Source organism: Blastococcus sp. SYSU DS0541 (genome assembly GCF_054050875.1).
The window spans coordinates 1-23,946 of record NZ_JBJHAD010000021.1 but is presented as its reverse complement, the minus strand read 5'-3'; the positions used below and the strand labels follow the sequence as shown (position 1 = coordinate 23,946).

19 protein-coding genes are annotated in these 23,946 nt (G+C 74.4%); 6 read left to right on the top strand and 13 right to left on the bottom strand.

The window, feature by feature from the left end:
- Positions 1–80 precede the first annotated feature (80 nt).
- Positions 81–1,514 (bottom strand): type I glutamate--ammonia ligase, encoded by a 1,434-nt coding sequence (glnA, locus tag ACI794_RS18565; protein ID WP_456603503.1) that lies wholly within the window; start codon positions 1,512–1,514, stop codon positions 81–83.
- A 186-nt stretch (positions 1,515–1,700) separates the two neighbouring features.
- Here glnA and ACI794_RS18560 point away from each other — a divergent pair, with 186 nt between their 5' ends.
- Positions 1,701–2,120: an RDD family protein gene (locus ACI794_RS18560; RefSeq protein WP_456603504.1), complete on the top strand. Its 420-nt coding sequence runs from the start codon at positions 1,701–1,703 to the stop codon at positions 2,118–2,120.
- Between the two features lie 194 nt (positions 2,121–2,314).
- On the opposite strand, the gene ACI794_RS18555 is transcribed toward ACI794_RS18560, so the two are convergent.
- The 3 genes from ACI794_RS18555 to ACI794_RS18545 all read right to left on the bottom strand — a co-directional run bounded on the left by ACI794_RS18555 (position 2,315) and on the right by ACI794_RS18545 (position 5,420).
- Positions 2,315–3,163, bottom strand: a complete 849-nt coding sequence (locus tag ACI794_RS18555) for a DUF4191 domain-containing protein (RefSeq protein WP_456603505.1) — start codon at positions 3,161–3,163, stop codon at positions 2,315–2,317.
- Between the two features lie 83 nt (positions 3,164–3,246).
- A complete protein-coding gene (lipA, locus tag ACI794_RS18550) occupies positions 3,247–4,233 on the bottom strand; it encodes a lipoyl synthase (protein ID WP_456617088.1) in 987 nt (328 codons plus the stop codon).
- A gap of 83 nt (positions 4,234–4,316) precedes the next feature.
- Positions 4,317–5,420, bottom strand: a complete 1,104-nt coding sequence (locus tag ACI794_RS18545) for a hypothetical protein (protein WP_456617087.1) — start codon at positions 5,418–5,420, stop codon at positions 4,317–4,319.
- A gap of 114 nt (positions 5,421–5,534) precedes the next feature.
- On the opposite strand from ACI794_RS18545, the gene ACI794_RS18540 reads away from it, so the two are divergent.
- Positions 5,535–6,464 carry an LLM class F420-dependent oxidoreductase gene (locus ACI794_RS18540; RefSeq protein WP_456603508.1) on the top strand — a complete coding sequence of 310 codons (930 nt, stop codon included), beginning with the start codon at positions 5,535–5,537 and terminating at the stop codon, positions 6,462–6,464.
- 18 nt (positions 6,465–6,482) lie between these two features.
- Here the strand turns inward: ACI794_RS18540 and ACI794_RS18535 are convergent, their stop codons facing one another.
- Complete coding sequence (locus ACI794_RS18535; RefSeq protein ID WP_456603509.1) at positions 6,483–7,541, bottom strand: class I SAM-dependent methyltransferase; 1,059 nt, start codon at positions 7,539–7,541, stop codon at positions 6,483–6,485.
- Positions 7,542–7,721: 180 nt separating this feature from the next.
- On the opposite strand from ACI794_RS18535, the gene ACI794_RS18530 reads away from it, so the two are divergent.
- A complete protein-coding gene (locus ACI794_RS18530) occupies positions 7,722–8,414 on the top strand; it encodes a winged helix-turn-helix transcriptional regulator (RefSeq protein WP_456603510.1) in 693 nt (230 codons plus the stop codon).
- A gap of 6 nt (positions 8,415–8,420) precedes the next feature.
- On the opposite strand, the gene ACI794_RS18525 is transcribed toward ACI794_RS18530, so the two are convergent.
- Positions 8,421–10,745 carry a putative bifunctional diguanylate cyclase/phosphodiesterase gene (locus ACI794_RS18525; protein ID WP_456617086.1) on the bottom strand — a complete coding sequence of 775 codons (2,325 nt, stop codon included), beginning with the start codon at positions 10,743–10,745 and terminating at the stop codon, positions 8,421–8,423.
- A 213-nt stretch (positions 10,746–10,958) separates the two neighbouring features.
- Here ACI794_RS18525 and leuS point away from each other — a divergent pair, with 213 nt between their 5' ends.
- Positions 10,959–13,901 (top strand): leucine--tRNA ligase, encoded by a 2,943-nt coding sequence (leuS, locus tag ACI794_RS18520; RefSeq protein WP_456617085.1) that lies wholly within the window; start codon positions 10,959–10,961, stop codon positions 13,899–13,901.
- 49 nt (positions 13,902–13,950) lie between these two features.
- On the opposite strand, the gene ACI794_RS18515 is transcribed toward leuS, so the two are convergent.
- The 4 genes from ACI794_RS18515 to ACI794_RS18500 form a co-directional block, all read right to left on the bottom strand.
- Positions 13,951–14,544: a carboxymuconolactone decarboxylase family protein gene (locus ACI794_RS18515; RefSeq protein WP_456603513.1), complete on the bottom strand. Its 594-nt coding sequence runs from the start codon at positions 14,542–14,544 to the stop codon at positions 13,951–13,953.
- Positions 14,545–14,616: 72 nt separating this feature from the next.
- On the bottom strand, positions 14,617–15,270 hold the full coding sequence (lipB, locus tag ACI794_RS18510) for a lipoyl(octanoyl) transferase LipB (RefSeq protein ID WP_456581842.1): 654 nt from the start codon (positions 15,268–15,270) through the stop codon (positions 14,617–14,619).
- 75 nt (positions 15,271–15,345) lie between these two features.
- Positions 15,346–16,080, bottom strand: a complete 735-nt coding sequence (locus ACI794_RS18505; RefSeq protein WP_456603514.1) for a Type 1 glutamine amidotransferase-like domain-containing protein — start codon at positions 16,078–16,080, stop codon at positions 15,346–15,348.
- Positions 16,080–17,327, bottom strand: a complete 1,248-nt coding sequence (locus tag ACI794_RS18500) for an NAD(P)/FAD-dependent oxidoreductase (RefSeq protein WP_456603515.1) — start codon at positions 17,325–17,327, stop codon at positions 16,080–16,082. Before ACI794_RS18500 ends, ACI794_RS18505 begins: the two co-directional genes overlap by 1 nt.
- 93 nt (positions 17,328–17,420) lie before the next feature.
- On the opposite strand from ACI794_RS18500, the gene ACI794_RS18495 reads away from it, so the two are divergent.
- Positions 17,421–19,031: a protein kinase domain-containing protein gene (locus ACI794_RS18495; RefSeq protein WP_456603516.1), complete on the top strand. Its 1,611-nt coding sequence runs from the start codon at positions 17,421–17,423 to the stop codon at positions 19,029–19,031.
- A 16-nt stretch (positions 19,032–19,047) separates the two neighbouring features.
- On the opposite strand, the gene ACI794_RS18490 is transcribed toward ACI794_RS18495, so the two are convergent.
- The 3 genes from ACI794_RS18490 to lpdA all read right to left on the bottom strand — a co-directional run bounded on the left by ACI794_RS18490 (position 19,048) and on the right by lpdA (position 23,321).
- Entirely contained in the window at positions 19,048–19,953 is a 906-nt protein-coding gene (locus ACI794_RS18490; RefSeq protein ID WP_456603517.1) for a TIGR01777 family oxidoreductase, read from the bottom strand.
- 86 nt (positions 19,954–20,039) lie between these two features.
- Positions 20,040–21,893 (bottom strand): 2-oxoglutarate dehydrogenase, E2 component, dihydrolipoamide succinyltransferase, encoded by a 1,854-nt coding sequence (sucB, locus tag ACI794_RS18485; RefSeq protein ID WP_456603518.1) that lies wholly within the window; start codon positions 21,891–21,893, stop codon positions 20,040–20,042.
- A 48-nt stretch (positions 21,894–21,941) separates the two neighbouring features.
- Entirely contained in the window at positions 21,942–23,321 is a 1,380-nt protein-coding gene (lpdA, locus tag ACI794_RS18480) for a dihydrolipoyl dehydrogenase (protein WP_456603519.1), read from the bottom strand.
- A 152-nt stretch (positions 23,322–23,473) separates the two neighbouring features.
- Between lpdA and ACI794_RS18475 the strand changes: the two genes are divergently transcribed.
- Positions 23,474–23,818 carry an oxidoreductase gene (locus ACI794_RS18475; protein ID WP_456603520.1) on the top strand — a complete coding sequence of 115 codons (345 nt, stop codon included), beginning with the start codon at positions 23,474–23,476 and terminating at the stop codon, positions 23,816–23,818.
- The last annotated feature ends 128 nt before the right edge of the window (positions 23,819–23,946 follow it).

Here is a 23,946-nt window from a genome sequence, read left to right as displayed (position 1 = left end):
GGAGGCAGCGCGGCCCCCGCCGGGAGATCCTGGCGGGGGCCGCGCGACGAGCAGGTCAGGGGCGGTGCCGCCCCCTCCGATCAGATGTCGTAGTACATCGCGAACTCGTGCGGGTGCGGGCGCAGGCGGATCGGGTCGATCTCGAACTCCCGCTTGTACTCGATCCACGTCTCGATCAGGTCGGGGGTGAACACCCCGCCGTCGATGAGGTACTCGTGGTCGGTCTCGAGGTTGTCCAGCGCGGCGTCCAGCGACGCGGGCACCTTCTCGATGCCCAGGGCCTCCTCGGGCGGCAGCTCGTAGAGGTCCTTGTCGATCGGCGCCGGCGGCTCGATCTTGTTCTTGATGCCGTCGAGGCCGGCCATCATCATCGCCGAGAAGGCGAGGTAGGGGTTGGCCGACGGGTCGGGCACGCGGAACTCGATGCGCTTGGCCTTCGGGCTGTCGCCGGAGATCGGGATGCGGAGGCAGGCCGAGCGGTTGCGGGCCGAGTAGACGAGGTTGATCGGGGCCTCGTAGCCGGGCACCAGGCGGTGGTAGCTGTTCACCGTCGGGTTGGTGAAGGCCAGCAGCGACGGGGCGTGGGACAGGAGACCGCCGATGTAGTGGCGGGCCATGTCGGAGAGCCCCGCGTAGCCGGTCTCGGCGTGGAAGAGCGGCTGCCCGTCCTTCCAGAGGCTCTGGTGGCAGTGCATGCCCGAGCCGTTGTCACCGAAGAGCGGCTTGGGCATGAAGGTGGCGGTCTTGCCGGCGGCCCAGGCGGTGTTCTTGATGATGTACTTGAACAGCATCAGGCTGTCGGCCGAGCGCAGCAGCGTGTCGAACTTGTAGTTGATCTCGGCCTGGCCGCCGGTGCCCACCTCGTGGTGTCCCCGCTCGAGCTCCAGCCCGGCGCTGATGAGGTTCTTCATCATGTCGGCGCGCAGGTCGCTCTGCTGGTCGTAGGGCTCGACCGGGAAGTAGCCGCCCTTGGGGCGGGCCTTGTAGCCGCGGTTGGGGCTGCCGTCGAGCTCGGTGCCGGCCCCCGAGCGCCAGGAGCCCTCCTCCGAGTCGATGTGGTAGTAGCCCTCGTTGATCGAGGTGTCGTACCGCACCGAGTCGAAGACGTAGAACTCCGCCTCGGGGCCGAAGTACGCGGTGTCGGCGATGCCGCTCGCGGCCAGGTAGGCCTCGGCCTTCTTCGCCACGTTCCGCGGGTCGCGGCTGTAGGCCTCGCGCGTGATCGGGTCGTGGATGAAGAAGTTGACGTTCAGCGTCTTGTGCTTGCGGAACGGGTCGACGAACGCGCTGTTGGCGTCGGGCAGCAGCAGCATGTCCGACTCGTTGATCGCCTGGAACCCGCGGATCGAGGAGCCGTCGAAGCCCAGGCCCTCGCTGAACGTGTCCTCACCGAACGTCGATGCGGGGATGGTGAAGTGCTGCATGACGCCGGGCAGGTCGCAGAAGCGGACGTCGACGAACTCGACGTCGTTGTCGCGGATGTAGGCGGCGACCTCGTCGGGACTGGTGAACATCGATCCTCCGGGTGTGGGCTGACTGCCGAACGGCACGCTACGAGCGGGGAGTTGCCCCGCCGTGTCCCGAGTGTTTCGGGGCGGTAACAACGCGCTGGGCGTGTCGCGGGTGCGGCCACCCTCCAGCGGCCCGCGCCGAGCGGAGCGAGGCGTGGGGGAGGGCGGTCCCTTACTACGCTGGCGGTCATGGTCAGTGATGCCGGTCAACCCTCTCAGGCTCCCGCCCAGGGCGCGTCCCTGGGGTTGCCGGCGACCGGGCCGGGGTCGCTGGCCCCGTTCACCCGGCGCGTGGGCGGCTACCTGGTCGACGCGGTCGCCTCGGCGCTGATCGCCTGGGCGTTCACCGCGCCCGCCGCCCCGGGCAACTGGAGCCTGCTGGTGTTCGGCGTCCTCACCGTCGTCACGCTGGTCCTCTTCGGCCAGACCCCGGGCCACCGGGTGCTCGGCATGCGGCTGGCCCACCCGATCCCCGGCGCCCGCCTCGCGCCGTGGCGCGCCGTCGTCCGCACCGCCCTGCTCATGCTGCTGGTGCCGGCCCTCGTGGTGGACGGCAACGGCCGCGGGCTGCACGACCGGCTCACCGGCACCGCCGTCGTCCTCGACTAGGCCCCCTCCCCGCCCGATGATCAGCTCCCCTGATCATCGGGCGTCCTCCCCGAGCGCCCACGGTGAGGGAGGACGCTGCACGATCAGGGACGTTGATCATGGCCAGCGGGGCAGGGCTGCGCGGCGGGCTCGTCGGGGTGCCGGACGGAGAAGGGCCCCGTCCGGCTCGGACGGGGCCCTCCTGGGCGGGCTGGTCAGCCGCGGCGGCGGACCTGGCGCTGGCTGACCGACATCTGCCGACCGCCCGGGAGCGGGCCACCGGGGACGGGCATGCGCGGGCCGCCCAGCGCGCTCATCCGCCGGCCGAGGGCGTTGACCTCGGCGGCGCTGAGGTTGCGCGGCAGCTTCATCACGTGGCTGCTGAGCTTCTTCAGGGGCACCTGCCCCTCGTCCTCGCCGATCATCACGTCGTAGATCGGGGTGTCGCCGACGACGCGGGCGATCTTCTTCTTCTCCTGCGCGATCAGCCCGCGCACCCGCCCGGGCGCCCCCTCGCCGACGAGCACGATGCCCGGCCGGCCGAGCACCCGGTGGACGGCGTCGAGCTGCGGCGTGCCGGCCACACCGGAGGAGACCCGCCAGTCGCCGCGCATGCCCTCCAGCACCCAGGCGGCCGCACCCGGCTGCCCCTCGACCTGGGTGTAGGCCGAGCGCTGGGCGCGGCGCCCGAAGACGATCAGCGCCGCGAGGCCACCGAGGAGGAGCGCGAGCGGGAGGAACAGGAACGGAGCGCTGAGCAGGATGCCGATCAGCTCGACTACGGCCGCCACGGAGACGAACCAGATCAGCATGATCCAGGGCAGCTTCGGGTCGTTGCGCCGCGTCAGCGTGTAGGCCTGCTTGATCATGCTGACCTGGCTGCGCATCTTCTTGAAGCGCCCGACCTTGGGCTGGCCGTTCTTGTCGAGCTTCGGGGCCTTGCCGCGCTTGCCGGCCTTGCCGGCGCTCGCGGCGGTGGCGCCAGAGGCCCGGCCACCGTCCTTCGGGGTGCGCCCGGCGTCGCCGCCCGGGGCCGTGGGGTCAGAGGACTTGCTGCGCGCCATGGCCCCAGGATAGTGAAAGGACCAGCCGTCCCCCGCCACGCGCATGCTCGTGGCGGGCCGCTGCGGCGGAGCGGGGCCCGAGGTCAGGCCTGCGGAGCGAGCTTCCGCGCCTCGACCGCCTGCTGGTAGAGCCGGCCGGCGCGGTAGGAGCTGCGCACCAGCGGGCCGGCGAGCACACCCGGGAAGCCGATCTCCTCGGCGTCCTTCTGGAACTGCACGAACTCGTCGGGCTTGACCCAGCGGACGACGGGGTGGTGCCGCGGCGAGGGGCGCAGGTACTGGGTGATCGTGAGCAGGTCGCACCCCGCCTCGTGCAGGGCGCGCATCGTCTCGACGACCTCCTCGGGCTCCTCACCCATGCCGAGGATCAGGTTGGACTTGGTGACCAGCCCGGCCTCGCGCGCAGCGGTGATGACCGCCAGCGAGCGCTCGAACCGGAAGCCGGGGCGGATGCGCTTGAAGATCCGCGGGACGGTCTCGACGTTGTGGGCGAGCACCTCGGGCCGGGAGGAGAAGACCTCGGCGAGCTGGTCGGGGTCGGCGTTGAAGTCGGGGATGAGCAGTTCGACGCCGCAGCCGGGGAGCTGGGCGTGGATCTGGCGCACCGTCTCGGCGTACAGCCACGCGCCGCCGTCCGGCAGGTCGTCGCGGGCGACGCCGGTGACGGTGGCGTACTTCAGCCCCATGGTGGCGACGCTCTCGGCCACGCGCCGCGGCTCGTCGGCGTCGAAGTCGGCGGGCTTGCCGGTGTCGATCTGGCAGAAGTCGCACCGGCGGGTGCACTGGTCACCGCCGATGAGGAAGGTCGCCTCCCGGTCCTCCCAGCACTCGTAGATGTTGGGGCACCCGGCCTCCTCGCACACCGTGTGCAGGCCCTCGCGGCGGACGAGCGACTTGAGCTCGGTGTACTCGGGCCCGGTCTTCAGCCGGGTCTTGATCCACTCGGGCTTGCGCTCGATCGGCACCTGGCTGTTGCGCACCTCGAGGCGCAGCATCCTGCGGCCGGCCGGCTCGATCCGGGAGTCCTGGACGGGGGGCTGCTCAGGGTTCCTCGCCGGCGCCTCGCTCATGATCCCCACCGTACTCGTGCAGACGACGCAGCCCCCGTCGCGCGAGGCGGCGGGGGCTGCGTCGGGGGACCGTCGTCGGGCGGTCAGACCTGCTTGTCGTCGGGCCCTGCGGTCGGGCCCTCACCCTGGGCACCGCCGCCGCTGGTGAAGGGCTCCGGCGGACCCGAGTGGGTCGTGGTGCTGCCGGCGTCGTCGCCCTCCACGAGCTGCGCGTCACGGACGCCCATGTCGGACTCGCTGGGCGCGGAGTCGCCGGCGGTGAACTGGGCGTCGGAGACGGTCTTGCCGGAGTCGCTGGAACTCGGGGAGCTGGGCACGGGGTCCTCTCGGTAGCTGGGCACCGGGCCGTCACCGGCCGGAGCGGGTGTCCACGACTCCTGCTTGCTGCGCCGGAGGAGGACGAAGGCCGCCGTACCCGCGGCCAGGAGCGCCAACACCCAGGGCCACCGGCGGGGCTCGGGCTCCACGCCCGTGCGCCGCTTGACGGTGGTCGCGGTGGCCAGGGCCGCCTTCTCGAAATCGCGCCGCTTCTTGCCGGCGTTCTTCCGCGCCTTCTTCGCCGCCTTCCGCGCCTTGCGGGTGGACTCGGCGGCCGAGGCGGCCAGCTCGGCGCGGCGTGCCTCGAGCTCGCTGCGCGCGCTGTCCACGCCCGCGAGCAGCGTGCCGCGCGCGCTCTCCAGCGCCGGCGACACCGCCTCGCGGGCCGCGAGGACGCGCGGGGTGGCGTAGCCGAGCGCCGCCGCCTGGGCGGCGGTCAGCCGCGGGCCGACGTCCTCCCTGAGCGCCTTCTGCGCCGCCTCCACCCGTGGGCCGAGGTCGGTCGCGGCCCGGTTGGCCGCCAGCTGGGCCGCCGCGAGGGAGGCGGCGACCCTGGGCGCCGCCGCCTCGCGGGCCGCGTCCATGCGGGGCCCGAAGGCGTCCCACGCCGCGTCCACGCGGGGCCCGAGGGCGTCCCGCGCCGCATCCACCCGCGGACCGAGCGTGTCGCGCGCGGAGGCGACGGCGGGGGCGGCGACGGCGGCCGCCGCGGCCACCTTCGGCGCCACGGCCCGCTGGGCGGCCTCCACGCGTGGAGCGAGTTGTTCAGCGGCGGCGCGACCTGCTTCGGTCACCGCCGCCCCCAGGTGGGTCAGGCCCTCCTGCACTTCGGCGCTGATGATCTCGCCGCGCGTCTTCTTCCGGAACACGTGCTGCACCTCCGAGTTGACGTCTGGCGGTCATCCTGCCCGGTCCCGGCCGTGCGCACACCCCGAGGCGCGGCCGGATGAGCGACCGGGCGCGGTGCTGGTTACGGTCCGGCGGTGCAGTTGCGCATCTTCACCGAGCCGCAGATGGGCGCCACGTACGACGACCTGCTGGCCGTCGCCCGGCGCACGGAGGAGACCGGCTTCGACGCCTTCTTCCGTTCCGACCACTACCTGACCATGGGGGGTGACGGGCTCCCGGGGCCCACGGACGCCTGGATCACGCTGGCCGGGCTCGCCCGCGAGACCAGCCGGATCCGGCTGGGCACGCTGATGACCGCGGGCACCTTCCGGCTCCCCGGCCCGCTGGCGATCTCGGTCGCGCAGGTCGACGCGATGAGCGGCGGACGGGTGGAGCTCGGGCTCGGCTCGGGCTGGTTCGAGGCCGAGCACACCGCCTACGGCATCCCCTTCCCGTCGCTGGGGGAGCGGTTCGACCGGTACGAGGAGCAGCTCGCCGTCATCACCGGGCTGTGGCGCACGCCGGTGGGGGAGACCTTCGACTTCGACGGGCGGCACTACCAGCTGTCCGGCTCCCCGGCGCTGCCCAAGCCGGTGCAGGAGGGTGGCGTGCCGATCCTCGTCGGGGGGAGGGGGGCGCGGCGCACGCCCCGGCTGGCCGCCCGGTACGCGCAGGAGTTCAACGTCCCCTTCATGCCCGCCGCGGAGAACGCGCGGCTGTTCGCCGGCGTCCGCGAGGCCTGCGAGGAGGCCGGCCGCGACCCGTCGTCCCTGGTGTGCAGCTCGGCGCTGGTGCTCTGCGTCGGCCGCGACGACGCCGAGCTCGCCCGCCGCGCCGCGGCGATCGGCCGCGACGTGGCGGAGCTGCGCGAGAACGGCGTCGCCGGCAGCCCGGCCGAGGCGGTCGACGTCCTGGGGCGGTACGCCGAGGCCGGTGCCCAGCGGGTGTACCTGCAGGTGCTGGACCTCGCCGACCTCGACCACCTGGACCTCGTGGCGGCCGAGGTGGCGCCCCAGCTTGGCTGAGGCGCCACCGGGCGCGGGCTACGGGCGGCGGCCGTAGGTGAGCGCGTGCATCGGGGTCAGCTGGACCGAGCCCGGGTCGGTGAACCCGTGGCGGGTCAGCAGCTCGTCGTAGGCGCTGCGGGGGAGCAGCTGGTCGTCGATCTGCGCCTCGAAGAACTGGATGCCGCTCATGATCCGCCCGGGCACGCTGCGCAGCCCCTCGTCGGTGTCGGGGAACGGGAAGTCGGAGATGACGAACCAGCCCCCGGGTTCGAGCGCGGCCTTCACGTTCTCGGTCACCCGGTCGATGTCGCGGCACTCGTGCATCGAGATGTTGTTGACGACGACGCGCGCCGGCGTCTCGAGCTCCATGTCCTCGAGGGCGCTGTGCACCAGTTCGACACGGTCGCCGAGCCCGGCCGCGTCCAGGCGGGCCCGGGCGAGGTCGATCGAGTGCCGGTCGCCGTCGACCCCGACGACGGTGCACGCCGGGTAGGTGCTGGCCAGCCGCACCAGGCCGACCCCCGCGCCGCAGGCGGTGTCGACGACCCGGCAGCCCGCCGCCAGCGCGTCGGCGACGCCGGGGACGCGGTCGAGCCCGCCGGGGACCAGCCTCGTGTAGAAGGGCGTCCCGGTGCCGGAGACGGCGGCGATCCACTCCGGGCTGGTGTCCTCCCACCACATGCGCTCGCCGGTGGCGAAGGCCTGCTCGAACCGCCCGAAGACCTCGTGCGCCTCCAGGACGCCGAACACGCCGCCGACGAAGGCCGGGGAACCGGTGTCGAGCAGCAGCGTGGCCATGTGCGGTGCCAGCCGGAAGCCGGACCCCGTGCGCTCGAGGATCCCGGCGCCCACGGCGGCGCGGCACCAGACGGAGACGTAGAAGGCGTCGAGGTCAAGCGCCTCGGCGAGCTCGTCGGCGGTGGATCCCGGGTGCTCCGCGAGCCGGCCCAGCAGCCCGGCGCGCAGCCCGATCGCCACGGTGCGGTGGCCGACGTAGCCGGCGATCAGCGAGAGGACGGCGGGGGCGGTCTCGGCCAGCGTGGGGGTCGCGGGGCTCGGGACGGGGGTCGTGGGGGTGGGGGCGGTGGTGGTCATGGGGGCCTCCTCGCGGATGGGTCGGTGGCCCCGTCACCGTCCCGCCGTCCCGCGCGCCCGCTCCAGTGCTGGATCTGAACCGCCCCGGTACTCGCTCTGTACCGCGGGCCTCCGGCCCTTCCGGGAAGCCGTGGTCGGTCCTACGGTGATCCCGCACGGGGACGTCGGGAGGGACCCGTCATGCCCTCGCAGTACGGCCAGTTCTGCCCGGTCGCCAAGGCCATGGAACTGCTCGACGAGCGGTGGACGCTCCTCGTCGTCCGCGAGCTCATGCTGGGCAGCCGGCACTTCAACGCCCTCCGCCGGGGCCTGCCCCGCATGTCGCCGGCGCTGCTGTCCAAGCGGCTGCACACGCTGGTCCGCGCCGGTGTGGTGGAGCGGTGGGAGGACGGCAACCGGGTCACCTACCGGCTCACCGAGTCCGGCCGGGAGCTGGAGCCGATCGTGGACGCGCTCGGCCGCTGGGGCATCCGCTGGATCCCCGAGCTGGGCGACGCCGACCTGGACCCGCACCTGCTGCTCTGGGACATCCACCGCAACGTCGACACCGAGGCGGTGCCGGACGGCCGCACGGTGATCTTCTTCCGCTTCCCGGAGCTGGCGACGTCGGGGCGCTGGTGGCTGGTGATCGCCACCGACGGGGTCGACGTCTGCGACGTCGACCCGGGGTTCCCGGTCCGGGTGACGGTGGAGACCGCGCTCCGGACCCTCACCGAGGTGTGGCGGGGCGACGTCGGGTGGTCCGAGGCGCTCCGCTCCGGGGACCTGGTGCTCAGCGGGGAGCCGCAGGCGTGCCGGGCCCTCCCACGCTGGCTCACGCTCTCCGCGACCGCCCGGACCCCGCGCCCCGTCCGGGTCCCGGCCGGCGTGTGACCGAGGTCAGCGGGCCTGGGGGAAGCGCATGCCCACCGGTCCCCGCGGGGCCGGCACCGCCGGCCGCCGGGGCTCCGACGTCCCGAGCCACGCGAGGAGGTCGTCGATCGGCATGGGTCGGGCGATCGCGTACCCCTGGGCGACGTCGCAGCCGAGCGAGGCGAGCACCGCGCGCGTCTCGTCGTCCTCCACCCCCTCGGCGACGAGGGTGAGCCCCAGGTCGTGGGCGAGCGCCACGGTGTGCCGGACGATCGCCGTCGCCCGGTGGTCGCGGCCCACGTCGTAGGTGAGGCTGCGGTCCAGCTTCAGCTCGTCGGCCGGCAGGTGGCGCAGGTAGGCCAGCGAGCTGTAGCCGGTGCCGTAGTCGTCGATCGAGGTGCGGATGCCCAGCCGCCGGAGCTCGCCCAGCACGGTGCGCCCCCGGTCGGGATCGGCCATGAGGGTGTCCTCGACGAGTTCGACGGTGAGCGCCTGCGGCGGCAGGCCGTGGGTCCGGAGCAGGGTGCACACGCTGGCAGGCAGGTCCGGGTCGCTGACGTTGGCGGCGGAGAGGTTCACCGACACCGGCACGGGGAGGTCCCGCCACCAGCGGGCGGCGGCGTCGAGGGCGAGGCCGAGGACGGCGTCGGTCAGCGGCCGCATGAGGCCCGCCTGCTCCGCGGCGGGCAGCACGACGCTGGGGGAGAGCAGCCCGCGCGAGGGGTGCTGCCACCGCACCAGCGCCTCGACGCCGACGACGTGCCCGCCGTCGAGGGAGACCTGCGGCTGCAGGTGGACCACGAGCTGCCCCTCGTCGAGCGCGGTGCGGAGGTCCTCCATCGTGCGGAGCCGGTCGCCCGAGCCGCTCGCCGGGTCGGGGACGTAGCTGCGCACGCCCTCGCGGGCGTTCTTCGCCGCGTACATCGCCACGTCGGCGCAGCGCAGCAGCTCGGTCACCGTGGCCGCGGGCACGGGGCCGGTGGCGATGCCGATGCTGACGCCGACGTGCAGCCGGACCCCGTCGACCACGAACGGCTCGAGCACCCGGGCCCGCAGCAGGTCGGCGCGGGCGACCGCGTCGTCCAGACCGCAGCCCGGCAGGAGGACGGCGAACTCGTCCCCGCCCAGCCGGGCGAGCAGGTCGTCGGGGCCCAGGTGCGGCCACAGGCGGGGGCCGATCATGCGCAGCAGGTCGTCACCGGCGGCGTGCCCCAGGCTGTCGTTGACCTCCTTGAACCCGTCCAGGTCGAGCAGCAGCAGCGCGACCGGCCGGTTCGTGCCCGGTCGCAGCGCGGTCCGCGCCCGCTCGAGCAGGTCCCGCCGGTTGGGCAGCCCGGTCAGCTCGTCGGTGCGTGCCTGGGCGCGGATCTCGTGCAGGCCGCGGAGCTCCTGCACCGACATCGCCGTCCGCGCGAGGAGGGCCAGGAGGCAGGTGACGGCGGCCCAGCCCGCGACGCCGAGACCGGGTGAACCCCACGTGGCGACCAGCACCGCGACGCTCATCACGCCGGCGCCGAGGGGGACGAAGGCCACCCGCCAGCTCAGCCGCGCCAGCGGGTCCGCGTGCGCCGGCTCGATGCGGGCGGTGCGGCCGGCGACGTGGGCGGCCACGGCGGTGAAGGCCGCACCCGTCAGCCAGACGAGGGTGAGCGAGCCGCCCGGGGTGACGTCCCCGAGCAGCGCCTGCTGCACGTAGAGCGCGTCGGCGGTGAGGGTGCACAGCAGCCCGGCCACGATCAGGACCATCGGCCAGTCCCGGCGGATACCCATGACGGCGCAGACCGCGGACACGGCGGCCAGCAGGACGGTGTCGGTGACCGGGTACAGCTGCACGACCGCGAGGGGGCCGTCGACCGGGCCGACCGCGATCGAGGGCAGCAGGGTGACGGCGAAGACGACCGCGCCGCAGGCCCCCGTCAGCGCGTCGAACCACATGCTCGGGTGGATCACGGTGACCCGTGACCGGACCAGCCCGACCAGGCCCACCGCCATCGCCGGGTAGGCCGGCGCCCAGAGGATCACCCGCAGCCAGGTCGGGACCTCGCCGAGCACGGGGACGAGCACGAGGACGTAGAGCAGCGTGCTCGCCGCGGTGCACCCGAAGGCCACGGCGAGCGCCTGCCACATCAGCCGGTCCCGTCCGCGACGCCGCGCGGCCCGCCGGCAGACCGCCGCACCCAGCACGTAGACGGCGGTGTAGAGGACGAGGTCGTGGACGACGGAGGCCGTGGTGCCGGACGGGCGGTCGAACGCGCCGAAGGCGTAGGCCACCAGCGCTCCGAGGCAGGCGAGCAGCAGCCCACCGGTCGCGGGTGGGCTGTCACGGCCGGCCGACGCGTCGAGGGGGTGCACGAGACCGTCATCGGCCCCGCGGGGAGGCACGTCGAGACGAAACCGTCCGCTGTGGCCCGATGGGGGGAGGCCGGCGCCGCCGCCCGTGGGCGGTGCCCGCGCCGCACCGCGATAAGCTCAGGGGTGTGACCGGGCGGCTCCTGCTTCGCCGGCCGTGCTGACCTGAGACCCCTCGGACAGCACGGCGACCCCTCCTGCGAGAGGGGTTTTTTGTTGCCCACCACCGGTACCGCACCGCGCACCACGATCCGGGAGCACGAGACGATGAGCCAGACCGACAGCCCCGCCACCGAGGCCACGGGCGACGGCGTGCCGCCGCACCGGTACACCCCGGCGCTGGCCCAGCAGATCGAGCTGGCCTGGCAGGACCGGTGGGAGTCCGAGGGCACCTTCCACACGCCGAACCCGGTCGGCCGGCTGAGCGCGGGCTTCGAGCGGGTCGCCGACCGGCCCAAGTTCTTCGCGATGGACATGTTCCCGTACCCCTCGGGGGCGGGGCTTCACGTCGGCCACCCCCTGGGCTACCTGGGCACCGACGTCACCAGCCGGTTCCGCCGCATGGACGGCGACAACGTGCTGCACCCCATGGGCTACGACGCCTTCGGCCTGCCCGCCGAGCAGTACGCCGTCCAGACCGGGCAGCACCCGCGGATCACCACCGAGGCCAACATCGCGGCGATTTCGGCGCAGCTGCGCCGGCTGGGCGTCGACCACGACCAGCGCCGCACCTTCGCGACGATCGACCCGGGCTACTACAAGTGGACCCAGTGGATCTTCCTGCAGATCTTCGGCTCCTGGTTCGACGCGGAGGCGGGCAGGGCGCGGCGGATCGAGGAGCTGGTCGCCGAGCTCGAGGCCGGCACCCGCGAGCCGGCGGAGGGCACCAACCCCTCCGGCCGCCCCTGGGCCGAGCTGGACGAGGTGCAGAAGGGTGCCGTCGTCGACGCGCACCGGCTCGCCTACCTGCACGAGGCGCCGGTCAACTGGTGCCCGGGCCTGGGCACCGTGCTGTCGAACGAGGAGGTCACGCCCGACGGCCGGTCGGAGCGCGGCAACTTCCCCGTCTTCCGGCGCCCCCTGAAGCAGTGGATGATGCGGATCACCGCCTACGCCGACCGCCTGCTGGCCGACCTGGACCGGCTGGACTGGCCGGACTCGCTGAAGCTGATGCAGCGCAACTGGATCGGCCGCTCGACGGGCGCGCGGATCCGGTTCGCCGCGGGGGCCGAGACGATCGAGGTCTTCACCACCCGGCCCGACACCCTGTTCGGCGCGACGTACATGGTGCTGGCCCCCGAGCACCCGCTGGTCGGGTCGCTGACCGCCGCGGCCTGGCCCGACGGCACCGACCCGCGCTGGACCGGCGGTGCGGCGAACCCGGCCGAGGCGGTGCGGGAGTACCAGCGGCAGGCCTCGCGTCGGTCGGAGCTGGACCGCCAGGACGCCGGCCGCGAGAAGACCGGCGTCTGGCTGGGCGCCACCGCGGTCAACCCGGTGAACGGCCGCGAGCTGCCGGTGTTCATCGCCGACTACGTGCTCACCGGCTACGGCACCGGCGCGATCATGGCCGTGCCGGGGGAGGACCAGCGCGACTGGGAGTTCGCGCGGACGTTCGGCCTGGAGATCGTGCCGACCGTCGAGCGGCCCGAGGGCTTCGACGCCGACAGCCGGGCGTACACGGGCCCCGGCCGGATGATCAACTCGGCGAACGACGAGATCTCGCTGGACGGGCTGGACAAGGCCGAGGCGATCGCGCGCATCACCGCGTGGCTGGTGGAGAAGGGCTCCGGCGAGGCGACCACCACCTACAAGCTGCGCGACTGGCTGTTCAGCCGGCAGCGCTACTGGGGCGAGCCGTTCCCGATCCTCTACGACGAGGACGACCGCCCGGTCGCGGTTCCCGAGTCGATGCTGCCCGTGCTGCTGCCCGAGGTCGACGACTACTCGCCCAAGACGTTCGACGACGACGACGCCGACTCCGCGCCCGAGCCGCCGCTGTCGCGGGCCACGGAGTGGACGACGGTCGAGCTGGACCTGGGCGACGGCCTGAAGAAGTACCGCCGCGAGACCAACACGATGCCCAACTGGGCGGGCTCCTGCTGGTACTACCTGCGGTACCTGGACCCGGGCGACGACGAGCGCATGGTCGACCCGGAGCTGGAGCGGTACTGGATGGGTCCGCGCGGCGCGGGCGACACCGGCGGCGTGGACCTCTACGTCGGCGGGGTCGAGCACGCCGTGCTGCACCTGCTGTACGCCCGCTTCTGGCACAAGGTCCTGTTCGACCTGGGCCACGTCTCCAGCGAGGAGCCGTTCCGGCGGCTGGTCAACCAGGGCTACATCTCGGCCTACGCCTACACCGACGAGCGGGGTTTCTACGTACCCGCGGCCGACGTCGAGGAGAAGGACGGGCGGTTCTTCTACGAGGGCAAGCCGGTCAACCGCGAGTACGGGAAGATCGGCAAGAGCCTCAAGAACATGGTGACGCCGGACGAGATGATCGGCGCCTACGGCGCCGACACCTTCCGGGTCTACGAGATGTCCACCGGCCCGCTGGAGCAGTCGCGGCCGTGGGAGACCAAAGCGGTCGTCGGTTCCCAGCGCCTGCTGCAGCGCATCTGGCGGGTCGTCGTCGACGAGGGGACCGGCGCGGTCCGGGCCGCCGACGTCGAGCCGGCCGAGGAGACGCTGCGGGCGCTGCACCGGGCGATCGACGGCGTCCGCGACGGCTACGCCACGCTGCGGTTCAACATCGCCATCGCCCGCATCACCGAGCTGACCAACCACCTCACGCAGGCCTTCGGGGCCGACCGGCCGGTGCCGCGCTCGGTCGCCGAGCCGCTGGTGCTGATGGTGGCCCCGCTGGCGCCGCACCTGGCCGAGGAGCTGTGGTCGCGGCTGGGCCACGACTCGTCCTCGGCGTGGACGCCCTTCCCGGTGGCCGACGAGCGGTGGCTGGTCGAGGACACGGTGCAGGTCGCCGTCCAGGTCAACGGCAGGGTGCGGTCGCAGGTGTCGGTGCCCGCGGACGCCGACGCCGCCGCGCTCGAGGCGGCCGCGCGGGCGGACGAGAAGATCGCCGGCTACCTGGACGGGGCGACGATCCGCCGCGTCGTCGCCGTCCCGGGCCGGCTGGTCAACTTCGTGCTGGGCTGAGGACCCGCGCCGGGCCGAGGTGCGGCAGCACCTCAGCCCGGCGGGGTCCTCAGGAGCCGGCGTGCTTGCCGGCCTCCCACCCCGCGTCCTGCAGGCGGTCGGTGGCCCAGGCCAGCGGCGAGCGCTCCAGCTGCGTGGCCATGGTGTCGTTCCACCGGTTGAGGAAGCCGAAGTTGGCGATGACCGCGACGATCTCGACGATCTGGTCGTCGTCGAAGTGCCGGCGCAGGTCGGTCATCTCCTGGTCGGTCACGGCGTTCGGCGTCAGGCCCGCGCCACGGGCAACGCGCAGGGCGGCCCGCTCGGCGTCGGTGAAGAGCGGGCTGGCCTCGAAGTCCCAGACCGCGGCCAGCTTCTCCGCGTCGGCACCCCGCTGCTCCGCCACGTGCGAGGTGTGTGCCTGGCAGTACGCGCAGCCGGCGGCACCGGAGACGACGGTCGCGACCAACTGCTTGAGCACGCCTCCGACCGTGCCCTCGGCCATGACCACCGCATTGAGGCGGGCGAACGCCTCCATGATGTCGGGCCGCCGGGCCATGGTCAGCGTGCTGTTGGGCAGGACCCCCAGCGCGGCCTCCACGGCACGGAAGGTCTCCTCGTACTCCGGCAGCGACTCGCGCGGCAACGGCTCGATCCTGGGCATCTCGGTTCTCCTCCCGGCGGGAGGACTACCTTAGCGCTGAGATTTCCCGCGGGCGCGGTTCCGGCGGACGGGCTAGCGTGCCGCGGTCGTCGTCGCGCCGATGGTGAGGACGGCGCGCATCGCCTCCTCGACCGGCGCGATCGCCTCGGCCGTCGTGACGTCTCGGCCCAGTTCGGCCGACAGCGAGGTGACCCCCGCATCGGGGATGCCGCACGGGATCATGTTGGCGAACGCGGTCATGTCGGGGTCGCAGTTGAGGGCGAAGCCGTGCATCGTCACGCCGCGGGCGACGCGGACGCCGATCGCCGCCACCTTGCGCTCGGGGCGAGCCCCGTCCGCCGCCACCCAGACGCCGCTGCGGCCCTCCACGCGGACCGTCTCCAGCCCGAACCCGGCGCACACCTCGATCAGCGCGCCCTCCAGCCGCCGGACGTAGGCGACCACGTCGACCGGGTCGGCCAGCGCGACGATCGGGTAGCCGACCAGCTGGCCGGGCCCGTGCCAGGTGATCTTCCCGCCGCGGTCGACGTCGATGACCGGCGTGCCGTCGAACGGTCGCTCGTGGGGCTCGGTGCGCTTGCCGGCGGTGTAGACCGGCGGGTGCTCGAGCAGGAGGAGCGTGTCGGGAGCCTCGCCGGCGACCCGCCGGGCGTGCAGCTCGCGCTGCTGCGCCCACGCCTCCTCGTAGGGAACGGTGCCCGCCCGGATGATCCGCAGCTCGCTCACGGCCGCCAGCCTATAGAAAGGACCCCGTCCTCCTCATCGCTCGCGCGCTCGCGACGAGCCCCTGGACGGGGCCGGTCACGCCAGGCGGCGCGGCTCGAGGCGGGTCTCGACCGCGGTGCCGTCGGGGCCGCGCTCCACCCGGTAGGCGGCGGCGCCGGGGCGGTCGCTGACCGCCTCCACCAGCGCGGTGCCCCGGTAGACCAGCCCGGCGCCGTCGTCGGTGGCGTGCCCACCGGGGAGCGTGCCGTCGGCGACCAGCCGGTGGTACAGCGGGCGCCGCTGCGCCTCGGAGTCGTGGTGCACGCCGTTGCTGGTCGGGATCAACCCGAGCCCGTTCGTGACCGGCCGGAGATCGGGGCCGTAGGAGTCGGTGGTGCCGCCCACGTGCCAGCAGAGCGATCCCGCCGAGACGCCGGAGAGCACGACGCCGGCCTCCCACGCCTCGCGGAGAACCTCGTCCAGCCCGTGCACCCGCCAGACGGCCAGCAGGTTGGCGACGCTCCCGCCCCCGACCCACACGACGTCCTGCGCGAGCAGGTGCGCCCGCAGGTCGGGCACCGTGGGCATCGGGAAGAGGCTGAGGTGGCTGGCCTGGACCCGGCTGCCGGCGAAGGCGCCGTAGACGGCGGCGACGCGGGCCGGGTCGTCGCCGGTGGCGGTGCCCAGGTAGCAGAGCCTCGGGCGCTCGGGGGCGCCGGCGAGCTCGACGGCGAGGTCGAACACCGGTCCGGGCCGCCAGTCGGCGGGGCCGCGGCCGCGCGGGGCGAAACCCATGCTGGTGGCGAGGATCGTCGGCGCGGTCGCGGGCATCAGGCGGCTCCTCCCGTTCCGGCCGGGCGCAGGCGGCGGAGCACGGCGCGGGCCGCCCGGGCGCCGCTGGCCATCGCGCCCTGGATGGACGGGGTGTCCCGGTGGTCCCCGCACACGAACAGCCCGTTGCCGAGGTCGACGGGCCGGCGCAGCTGCAGGGGCGGGAGCGCGGCCGGCTGGGCACCCGGCACGGTGACCGACGTCAGGTGCTCGAGGTCCGAGCGGGCGACGCCGTGCGCGGCGGCGATCTCGCCGCGCACCTCCTCCTCCCGGGTGCGGTCGAGGGTGGAGCTGGCCACCAGTGCGCGGCCGTCCGGGCTGTAGCGGGGCTGGGCGTCGGAGACCACGGCGGTGTTGACCAGCCGGCCGCGCGGCTGCCCCAGGACGATCAGCGGCGTGGGCCACGGCGAGCCGGGCAGCACGTGCAGGTGGGTGGTCACCTCCCGGGGCGCGTCCGCCTCGACGCCGGGCAGCAGCCGCGACGCCGTCGCCGGGTCGGTGGCGACGACGACGGCGTCGGCCGACCAGGTTCCCTCGTCGGTGGCCGCGGATCCGGGGGAGACCGACCGCACCGCGGTGTGCAGGTGCACCCGCCCGGCGTCCAGACGCCCGGCCAGCTGCTCGCCGACCGCCTGCATGCCCGCGGCGGGCAGGCCGGTCGCCCCCCGGACGAAGCTGCGCCACAACAGGCCGAGGTATCGGCTGGAGGTGGCGAGCTCATGCTCCAGCAGCACACCGGCGAGGAACGGGCGGAGGAAGCGGTCCAGCGCCGCGTCGCCCACGCCGGCCGCGCGCAGCGCCGCCTCCGCCGTGGTCTCCGGGGCGCGGAGCAGGCGGTCGACGGGGGAGTAGCCGGCGCGCAGGGAGTAGGCGACCAGGGCCGCCTTCTCACGGACCGAGCCCAGCGGTGCCACAGCCGTGCCGACGACGGCGGTCGGCTGCCGGCGGGGGTCGACCACCCGGTGCGCCCGCCCGTCGACGCGGATGACCGCGCCACGCTCGAACCACCCGAGATCCAGGGCGGCGAGATCGAGGTCGGCCGCGCGCGGGTAGCCGGTGTTGAACACCTGGAAGCCGCGGTCGACCAGGAAGCCGTCGATGCGCTCGGTCGCGAGCCGCCCGCCGGTGTGGCCCCCGGCCTCCAGGACGTGCACGTCCAGACCGGCGGCGGCCAGCCGGGTGGCGGCGGAGAGCCCGGCCAGGCCGGCTCCGACGACGAGGACCTCGGCCCGTGGCGACGTGGACACCGCCCGACGGTAGCGGGCACCGGAGGTCCGCGTGGCCCAGGCCTGTGGACGACGGGAGCGCCGGCGGGCCGGGTGCCCCTAGCGTGCTCCCTCGTGCCGATCCCCGTCCCCCCGCCCGCCGCGCCGGGCTCACCGCCGCCCCCGGCCGTGCCGGGCTACGTCCTGCAGGCCCTGCTGGGCCGCGGTGCGTCGGGGGAGGTCTGGCAGGCGGTCCCGCGCGAGGGCGGCGACCCGGTGGCGGTGAAGGTGCTCGTCGCCGGGGACCCTGCCCGTCAGGCGCGCGAGGCGGCGCTCCTGGGCGAGCTCGACCACCCGCACCTGGTCCGGCTGATCGAGGTGGTGCACCAGCCGCGCCGGGGCGGGGTCGCCCGGGTGGCGCTGGTGCTCGAGCTGCTGCCCGGCGGGAGCCTCGCCGCGCTGCTGGCCCGACGTGGCCGGCTGCGCCCCGGCGAGGTCGTCACCGCGATCGCGCCGGTCGCCGCGGCCCTGGCGCACGCCCACGACCACGGCGTGGTGCACGGGGACCTCGCTCCGGGGAACATCGTCTTCACCGCCGAGGGGCGGCCGGTGCTCACCGACCTCGGGGTGGCCCGGGTGCTGGGCGAGACGGCGGCGGCGGAGGTGACCCCGGCCTACGTCGACCCGGCGGTGGCCCGGGGTGGCGCCCCCGGTCCCGCCTCGGACGTCTTCGGCGTCGCCGCCGCCGCGTTCCACGCCCTGACCGCCATCGCCCCGTGGAACGCCGCCACCCCCACCGGCACGCTCGCGGTGGCCGCCGCCGGTCACCTCCCCGATCTGGCGGAGCTCGCCCCGGGCGCGCCGCCGCGGCTGGTCGAGGTGATCGCCCGCGGGCTGGCGGCCGACCCGCACGAGCGCGGCACCGCGGCGGAGTTCGCCCTCGACCTGCGGCACGCCTGCCGAGCGGAGCCCGTGGCGCTGAGCACCGCCTCCCCGGGCGGCCACGGCCGCCCGGACGGGTCGGCCGCCCTGACGCACGTGGTGCCGGGGCGACGCCCTGGACCCGGCCCGGCGGAGGTGGTGCCGCCGGCGCGGCGGCGGTGGTCGGTGCGTGCGGCGGCCGGCTCGGCTCGCGTGGCCCGCGGGCTGCTCGTCACCGCGCTGGTGGTGGCGGCGCTCGCGGTCACCGCCTGGCTGGGCGCGCGCTGGGGTGGCGCCGAGGCGCCGGGCTCCACCGCCGCCGGGACGCCGGCCGGGTCCCGCACCCCGGCTCCGACCGCGACGCCGACCTCGCCTCCGGGAGTGGCGTCCGTCCTCCCGGCCCCGTCGGCCGGTGGGGCCGCGGCGCCCACGTCCCCGGAGGGGTGGCGGGCGCTGGTGGCCGAGCTCTACGCCCGGCGTGCCGAGGGGCTCAGCGGTGCGCCGGACCGGCTGCAGTCCGTCCACCTGCCGGGCAGCCCTCTCCTGGCGGCGGACCAGGAGTACGCGCGTGGCCTGGCCGGTGCGGAGGAGGCGCTCAGCGGGTTCGCCCCGGAGGTGGTGGACGTCGCCGTCGTCGAGGCGTCGGCCGACCGGGCCGAGTTGCTGCTCACCGACCGCTGGCCGGGCTACCGCGTGGTGTCCGCCGACGACCCGGGTGGCCCGGCGGGGCGGACGGTCGCCGGCCGGGGCGAGGCCCAGGTGCGGATGGTCCTCGTCCGCACACCGGAGGGCTGGCGGATCGACCGCGCGGAGCGCGTGGCCTGACCTCGGCGGCGGAGGCTCAGTCCCGGGCCACCGCGGCCCGCACCGCGGCGTCGACGTCCGTGTGGGTGAACCGGAACCCGGCCTCGGTGAGCGCGCGGGGCACCGCCCGCTGGCCGGCCAGGACGCCGACCTGGGCGAACTCGCCGAGCACCACCCACAGCGCCGGGCCGGGCACCGGCAGCGCCGTGGGCCGGTGCAGCACCCGGCCCAGCGCCGCGGTGAACTCCGCATTGGTGACGGGCTCCGGGCCGCAGAGGTTCACCGGGCCGGCGACCGGGTGGGTGAGCAGGAAGAGGATGGCGGCGACCTCGTCGGCCTGGCTGATCCAGGGGACGTACTGCCGCCCGGAGCCCAGCCGCCCGCCCAGGCCGGCGCGGAAGATCGGCAGCATCCGCGCGAGGAGGCCGCCTCGGCCGAGCACCAGGCCGGTGCGGAGGGTGGTCACGCGCACCCCGGCGTCGGCGGCGGGGGCGGTCGCTCCCTCCCAGGCCACGCAGACGCGGGCCAGGAAGTCGTCGCCGGGCGGGTCGGACTCGTCGACCACGCGGTCGCCGGTGTCGCCGTACCAGCCGACCGCGGATCCGTTCAGGAGCGCCCGGGGCCGGTCGGGGTCGGCGGTGGCGGCCTCGGCCAGCGCCTCGCTCAGCGTGGCGGTGCTGTCCACCCGGCTGCTGAGCACCGCCTGCTTGTGCCGCTCGCTCCAGCGCCGGTCACCCACCCCCACGCCGGAGAGGTTGACGACCGCGTCGACGTCGCGGAGGACGCCGGGGTCGATGCGCCGGTGCTGCGGGTCCCAGCGGTGCTCGTCGGCGGTCCGAGGGGTGCGGCGCACCAGCTGGACCACCTCGTGGCCGTCCGCTCGCAGCACGGGCAGCAGGGCGCTGCCGATCATCCCGGACGCGCCGGAGACGGCGACCTTCACGGACCCTCCTGGTGGGTGCGGGCAGCGGCGGGCCCCCGTGCAGGGGACCCGCCGCGAGCCGGCGAGCGGTGGGTGGCCGGGCTCCCTCAGCCGAGGCCGAGCTCGCCGTGGAACTGACCGGCCTCCAGGCGCTCGCGCACCGTGGTGAGGAAGCGGGCGGCGTCGGCGCCGTCGACGATCCGGTGGTCGTAGGTCAGCGCGAGGTAGACCATCGACCGCACCGCGATGACCTCGCCCAGCTCGGCGTCCTGCACCACGACCGGCCGCTTCACGACCGAGCCGGTGCCCAGGATCGCCACCTGCGGCTGGTTGATGATCGGGGTGTCGAAGAGGGCGCCGCGGCTGCCGGTGTTGGTCAGCGTGAACGTCCCACCACCGAGCTCGTCCGGCGTCACCTTGTTGGTGCGGGTGCGCTCGGCCAGGTCGCTGATCTTGCGCGCGATCCCGCCGAGGCTGAGGTCGCCCGCCTCGTGGATCACCGGCACGAGCAGCCCGCGCTCGGTGTCGACGGCGACGCCGAGGTTCTCGCTGTCGTGGTAGGTGACGGTGCCGGCCTCGAGGTCGATCGAGGAGTTCACCGACGGGTGCTGCTTGAGCGCCTCGACCGCTGCCTTGGCGAAGAACGGCAGGAACGAGAGCTTGACGCCCTCGCGGGCCTCGAAGTCCTTCTTCGCCTGCTGGCGCAGCTGCGCGATGCGGGTGACGTCGGCCTCGACGACCGTGGTCAGCTGGGCGCTGACCTGCAGCGACTCCACCATGCGGCGGGCGATCACGCCGCGCAGGCGGGAGAGCTTCTCGGTGCGGCCGCGGACGGAGGTGTCCGGGGTCGCGGCCGGGGACGGGGTGCGCGCGCCGCCGGACGGCGCCGACGCCGCGGGCTGCGCGGGAGCCGCCGGGGCGGGCTTCTCGGCTGCCGCGAGGACGTCCTGCTTGCGGATCCGACCACCCACGCCGGTGCCGGACACCGCGTTCAGGTCGACGCCGTGCTCGGCGGCCAGGCGGCGCACCAGCGGGGTCACGTACTGCCCACCACCGCCGTCGCCCGACGGGGCCGGTGCCTGCGGGGCCACCTGGGGGGCGGGGGCGGAGGTCGGCGAGTCCGACGGCAGGGCGCCGCTCGCGCCGTAGTCGCCGCCGGGCTGCTCGCTGGCCGGGTCGGCCTGCTTGGCCTTGGGGGCTGCCTGCGGCTCGGGCTCCGCCGGCGCCGCCTGCTTCGGGGCCTCCTGCTCGGGCGCCTCCTGCTCGGGGGCCTCCTGCTGCGGGGCGGCGCTGCCGCCGCCGGACGCGCCGCTGCCGATCACCGCGAGCTGCGCGCCGACGTCGACGGTCTCGTCCTCCCCGACCGTGATCTCCAGCAGCGTGCCGCTGACGGGGGAGGGGATCTCGGTGTCGACCTTGTCGGTGGAGACCTCGAGCAGCGGCTCGTCCGCGGTCACCTCGTCGCCGACGGCCTTGAGCCAGCGGGTGACCGTGCCCTCGGTGACGCTCTCGCCCAGGGCCGGCATGGTGACCGGCGTCCCGTCGCCACCGCCGGAGCCGCCCCCCGAGCCGGACTCCGAGGTCTGCGCCTCCTGCGGCTCGGGCTCGGCGGCGGGCTGCTCCGGTTCGGTGCCGGCGTCCTCGACCTGCTGGTCGGGGGTCTGCGGGCTGGTGTCCGCGTCCTCCGCCGAGGCCGGGGGGCTGCCCGCGCCCTCGTCCCCGTCGCCACCACCGATCACCGCGAGCTCCGCGCCGACGTCGACCGTCTCGTCCTCGGCCACGAGGATCTTGGTGAGCACACCGGCGGCCGGGGAGGGGATCTCGGTGTCGACCTTGTCGGTCGACACCTCGAGGAGGGGCTCGTCGACCTCGACCTGGTCCCCCTCCTGCTTGAGCCAGCGGGTGACCGTGCCCTCGGTGACGCTCTCGCCCAGGGCGGGCATGGTGACGGAGGTCGGCATCGGGGCGGTGCTCCTTCTGGCGCTGGGTGGGTGGGGGTAGAGCGGGGATCAGCCGTGCACGTGCAGGGGCTTGCCGGCGAGGGCCAGGTGGGCCTCGCCGAGCGCCTCGCTCTGCGTCGGGTGCGGGTGGATGAGGCTGGCGACGTCGTCGGCCTCGGCCTCCCAGTTGTAGATCAGCTGGGCCTCGGCGATGAGCTCGCCGACGCGGCTGCCGACCATGTGGATGCCCACGACCGGCCCGTCCGGCGCCTGCACGAGCTTGACCGCGCCCGTCGTCTTCAGGATCTGGCTGCGGCCGTTGCCCGCGAGGTCGTAGGTGAGCGTCTTGACCTCGCCGTAGCGCTCCTTGGCCTGGGCCTCGGTGAGGCCCACCGAGGCGACCTCGGGGTCGGAGTAGGTGATGCGCGGGACGCCGGCGTAGTCGATCGGCGCGGGCTCGAGCCCGGCGACCCGCTCGGCGACGAGGATGCCCTCGCCGAAGCCGACGTGCGCCAGCTGCAGGGTGGGCACCAGGTCGCCGACGGCCGAGACGGTCGGGATGTTGGTCTGCATGTACTCGTCGACGAGGACGTAGCCGCGCTCCATGGCGACGCCCACCTCCTCGTAGCCGATGCCGGAGCTGACCGGCCCGCGGCCGACGGCGACCAGCAGCAGCTCGGCCTCGATCTCCTTGCCGTTCTCCAGCGAGACCTTGACGCCGTTCTCGGTGGACTGCACGCCGGAGAAGCGGCTGCCCAGCTCGAAGGCGATCTTCCGGCGGCGGAACGCGCGCTCCAGCAGCTTCGAGGCGGCCTCGTCCTCCAGCGGCACCAGGTGGGGCAGGGCCTCGACGATCGTGACGTCGACGCCGAAGGACTTCCAGGCACTGGCGAACTCGCAGCCGATGACACCGCCGCCCAGGATGATCGCGGAGCTGGGGACGCGGTCGAGGTTGAGCGCGTGGTCGCTGGTGATGACCTTCGTGCCGTCGATCTCCAGGCCCGGCAGCGAGCGGGGGTAGGAGCCGGTGGCCAGCAGCACGTGCTTGCCCTCGTAGGTCTCACCGTTCACCTCGACGGTGGTCGGCGAGGTGAGCCGGCCCTCGCCCTCCACGTAGGTGATCTTGCGGGCCTTCACCAGGCCCTGCAGCCCCTTGTAAAGCTTGGAGATGACGCCGTCCTTGTAGCTGTTGACGCCGTCCATGTCGATGCCCGCCAGCGACGTCTTGACGCCGAACTGCTCGCCCTCACGGGCCAGGTCGGCGACCTCGCCGGCGTGGAGCAGGGCCTTGGTCGGGATGCACCCGCGGTGCAGGCAGGTGCCGCCGACCTTGTCCTTCTCGATGAGGACGACGTTCAGGCCAAGCTCCGAGGCGCGGAACGCGGCGGCGTATCCGCCCGAGCCACCGCCGAGGATGACCAGGTCGGCGGGGGAGGTGGGTGCGCTCACGGATGCTCCTCGAATGCGACGGGCGGCGTCCCCGCTCGAGCGGGCGGGGGCTGCTGCACATCCTGCCACTCCGGGAACGACCTGGCCCGGACCACCGTTGCCCTCGCGAGCGTCGCGGTGATCACGCGACCCCGGGAGGACGGAGAAGGTGCATGGGGTTGTTCGACCGGTGGCGCGGACGACGGGGTCCTGCGGGGGGCGCCGGCCGCCCGACGCTCGACCGCGCGTCACAGCGGGGCGACCTGCGGCACCTGGAGGAGTTCGTGGCCAGCCGGCGGGGCGTCGAGGGTTTCGTGGAGCCGCGGACGGCGGTCACCGAGGCGACCATCGTGCTCGTCGCGGCCGACGGGGAGTGGACCCGGCGGCGCATCGGCGGCCCCGACGTGGCCCGCCGGCTGTCCCAGGAGCTGTCGATCCCGGTGTACGACGCCCAGGTGACCGGCTACCCGCAGCGTATGCGCGACTACAGCGCCCGCCAGAAGCGCGACCGGCTCTAGGTGTAATGACCACGGGCGTTGTTGACGGCGCCGCCTAACTGATCAAGCAGGAGACCTCCGAGCGAAGGTGTGGGTGCTGACGCCTCACCAACCGCCCGGAGGTCTCGTTGTCCCACGCTAATGCCCGT